We start from the raw sequence: 1,996 nt of genomic DNA, 5'->3' as shown, positions 1-1,996 counted from the left end.
TCGCGGGCCAGGGGCGCGAGATCGTGATGGTCTCGAGCGGCGCGATCGCCGAGGGCATGAAGCGCCTCGGCTGGGCGACCCGGCCGAAGGCGGTGCACGAACTGCAGGCCGCGGCCGCGGTCGGGCAGATGGGGCTGGCGCAGATCTACGAGACCCAGCTGCGTGCCTACGGCATGGGCAGCGCGCAGGTGCTGCTCACGCACGCCGACCTGGCCGACCGGGAGCGCTACCTGAATGCGCGCTCGACCCTGCTGACCTTGCTGCGCATGCGCGTCGTGCCGGTCATCAACGAGAACGACACCGTCGTCAACGACGAGATCAAGTTCGGCGACAACGACACGCTGGGCGCGCTGGTGGCCAACCTCATCGAGGCGGACGCGCTGGTGATCCTCACCGACCAGAAGGGCCTGTACTCGGCCGATCCGCGCAAGGACGAATCAGCCACCTTCATCCACGAGGCGCAGGCCGGCACCCCGGAGCTGGAGCGCATGGCGGGCGGTGCCGGTTCGAGCCTCGGCCGCGGCGGCATGATCACCAAGATCCTGGCCGCCAAGYGGGCCGCGCGCAGCGGCGCCTCCACCGTCATCGCCTGGGGCCGCGAGCCCGACGTTCTGGTGCGCCTGACCCAGGGCGAGGCGATCGGCACCGCGCTCAATGCGCCGACGCAGAAGATGGCGGCCCGCAAGCAGTGGATGGCCGACCACCTGCAGCTGCGCGGCGCCGTCGTGATCGACGATGGTGCGGTCGCGAAGTTGCGTGACGAGGGCAAGAGCCTGTTGCCGATCGGGATGATCGAGGTGCACGGCGAGTTCGCGCGTGGCGACGTGATCGCGGTGCGCTCGGGCTCGGGCCTCGAGGTCGCGCGCGGCCTGGCGAACTATTCGAGCTCCGAGGCGCGCCTGATCGCGCGCAAGCCGTCGAGCGAGTTTGAGCGCTTGCTCGGCTTCACCGGCGAATCGGAGATGATCCACCGCGACAACCTGGTGCTCGGCTGAGGGAAGGGGCCCTCAGCCCTTCGGGTCGCCCGGTTCGTCGTCGAACGCCTGCGGCTCGGTGGCCGGCCTCGACTCCTCGAAGCCATCGTCCCGGTGGTGCGGGCGCATGCCCGAGCGAAGGTAGCGGTTGTGGTGGTTCCCGCGCGGCAGGAAGCGGGCGAGTTCGGTCAGCGCCATCTGGTAGACATCGCGCTTGAACTCGATCACCACTTCGAGCGGCACCCAGTACTCGTTCCAGCGCCAGGCATCGAACTCGGGGTGATCGGTCGCGCGCAGGTTCATGTCGGTGTCGCGCCCGGTCAGCTGCAGCAGGAACCAGATCTGCTTCTGGCCGCGGTAGTGGCCGCGCGCGTCGCGGCGGATGAAATGGTCGGGCACTTCATAGCGCAGCCAGTCGCGCGTGCGCGCGATGATCCGAACATGATCCTGCGTCAGCCCCACCTCCTCGTGAAGCTCGCGGAACATCGCCTGCTCAGGCGTTTCACCGTATTTGATGCCCCCTTGCGGGAACTGCCAGGAGTGGGTCCGGATCCGTTTGCCCCAGAAAACCTGGTTCTTCGTATTGAGCAGGATGATGCCGACGTTGGGTCTGAACCCTTCTCGGTCGAGCATAATCAACCTCAAATTCCTTAGTTGAATTCATTATTGCACCGGCATGACGGGAATCAACCCCGTGGCTTTCCCTCAAGCCTTGCTGGATGCTGTTTTCTTCAGCGTTCTTTTTCGGCGTTCTCCCCCGCATCCCCATGAAAGCCTCCCAGTTCTTCGTCTCGACCCTCAAGGAAGCTCCTGCCGACGCGGAAGTCATGAGCCACAAGCTGATGCTGCGCGCGGGGTTCATCAAGCGACTCGGCGCAGGCATCTACACCTACATGCCGATGGGGCTGCGGGTGATCCGCAAGGTGGAGGGCATCATCCGCGAGGAGATGAACCGCGCCGGCGCCGTCGAGCTGCTGATGCCGGTCGTGCAACCGGCCGAGCTGTGGCAGGAAACAGGGCGC

2 protein-coding genes and 1 pseudogene are annotated in these 1,996 nt (G+C 66.3%); 2 read left to right on the top strand and 1 reads right to left on the bottom strand.

Annotation, left to right across the window (positions count from 1 at the left end):
- Window positions 1–995, top strand: a 995-nt coding sequence (gene proB / locus AC1D12_RS31875) for a glutamate 5-kinase (protein WP_477845173.1), incomplete at its 5' end; no start/stop codon positions are given.
- 12 nt (window positions 996–1,007) lie between these two features.
- Here proB and AC1D12_RS31870 read toward each other — a convergent pair.
- Window positions 1,008–1,607, bottom strand: coding sequence for an RNA pyrophosphohydrolase (locus AC1D12_RS31870; protein ID WP_047500147.1), 600 nt, complete (start codon window positions 1,605–1,607; stop codon window positions 1,008–1,010).
- A 134-nt stretch (window positions 1,608–1,741) separates the two neighbouring features.
- On the opposite strand from AC1D12_RS31870, the pseudogene AC1D12_RS31865 reads away from it, so the two are divergent.
- Window positions 1,742–1,996: pseudogene (locus AC1D12_RS31865) on the top strand (proline--tRNA ligase); the annotation flags it as partial.

Source organism: Rhizobacter sp. P1_G5 (genome assembly GCF_056405435.1).
Note: the sequence above shows the minus strand (reverse complement) of the source record. Positions and strands in the feature narration are given on the sequence as shown.

Coding starts and splice junctions, on each gene's coding strand:
- AC1D12_RS31870 (WP_047500147.1), bottom strand. CDS start 1,607: ATGCTCGACCGAGAAGGGTTCAGACCCAACGTCGGCATCATCCTGCTC.